Source organism: Arthrobacter sp. SO3 (assembly GCF_020532825.1).
Classification (GTDB): Bacteria; Actinomycetota; Actinomycetes; order Actinomycetales; family Micrococcaceae; genus Arthrobacter.
Window position 1 is genome coordinate 1 of sequence record NZ_MQTS01000226.1, and the last position, 1,417, is coordinate 1,417.

Below are 1,417 nucleotides of genomic sequence, written 5' to 3' on the forward strand. Positions count from 1 at the left end.
GGCCGGGGGGTTGAGTAGGTCTTTGACGGTGGTCTGGATCTGGGCGATGTCCACGGTGTTGATCGATTCCCCGCCCGGGGAGGTGCCGAATCCTGTGATGGGCAAGGTGGTGAAGGAGATGTTGCCGCCGGTGACGGAGGAAGCCTGCCGGGCCAGCTGGATCAGGTCCAGCCCCGTGTCAACGACAATGTTCTCACTCACCGTGTCCAGCACCGATTGCATTTTGCCCAGGTCGGTGAACGTTCCGGCCTGTTTGAGCTGGTGGGAGACTGCGGCGATGAAGGCCTGCTGGCGCCGTGCACGGTCCAGATCGGTGAAGTTGTAGGAGGAGTCGGTGGTGTCGCGGCGCTGCCGTACGAAGGCCATGGCCTGTTTCCCGTCGATCTGCTGCACTCCGGCTTTGAAGTCCGCCCCGGAGAAGGTGTCCTGGGTGGCGCGGTTCACGCAGACCGTGATGGGGGCGATGACGCCGGCGACCTGGTAGAACGCAGCCATGGTGACCTCCACAAAATGGTCGATGTGGACGCTGCCCAGGAACCGGGTAACGGTGGCGATTTGCGCTTTCCGTCCGGCGTCCCGGGCGGTCTGGTACGTCGAGTCGTCGTCGGGCTTGCCCTGGCTGAGCAGGTCGGTTCTTGCTGCGGCCAGCCCGTAGCCGTAGGCTTCCTTGATTTTGGTGTTGAAGGTCTGCCCGGGGATTCCGGCGACCTGGACATAGTCATCGCGCGGGATCGATATGGCGGTGGCCTTGGATCCGTCGGCGGGGATATGGAGGACCATGAGCACGTTGGCGTTGTAGCCGCCGATGGTTTGGTCCCCGGCGTGGAGGGCCTCGTAGAGATCCGCTGAGAGCGGTTGTCCTTTCTCGTCAACCCGGGTGTCCAGTCCCATGATCAGGATGTTGGTGTCCTGGGTCAGCTTCGGTACAGTCTGGTCCCCGTTGAGGGCTTGGGAGCGCTGGACGTTGTCGTTGACCCGGACCGCTGTCACGGCGGCGTAGCCGGTGCCGGCCAGCAGCAGGGCCGTGCACACGGCCATGACGGTGGTGATGATGCGCCGGCGCCGGTACTTGTGGCGTCTGTCCTGGTGGAGGAGCCGGTCATGGAGGGACAACGGGGCGGGCCGGGGATCGTTCATGGTTATCGCATTCCTGTTGGAGCGGCACGCTGCCGGAAGACGCCGGGGTGCGGCGCATGGCAGACGTGGTGATCAGGCGTGTATCTGGCTATTGACCGTCTGGATGGCCCGGGCTGCAGCCCCGGAACCACGGCCGGGGCTGCGTGAAAGCGGGCCGGCATCTGGTCGCCCGGGGACAAGTCCCGCGGGGAATCAACGGCGAAACGCTGTTTCCGAGGCGGCGGATTCCCACCAGGTTCCGGGTTGCGGCCCGCGGCGTTCCCGGCGGTAGTGCCGCCAA

The 1,417-nt window shown here is 65.1% G+C and carries 1 protein-coding gene; it reads right to left on the reverse strand.

The window, feature by feature from the left end; genetic code table 11:
* On the reverse strand, positions 1–1,137 hold a 1,137-nt coding region (locus BJQ90_RS19645; protein WP_226761868.1), incomplete at its 3' end, for an LCP family protein.
* Between the last annotated feature and the right edge of the window lie 280 nt (positions 1,138–1,417).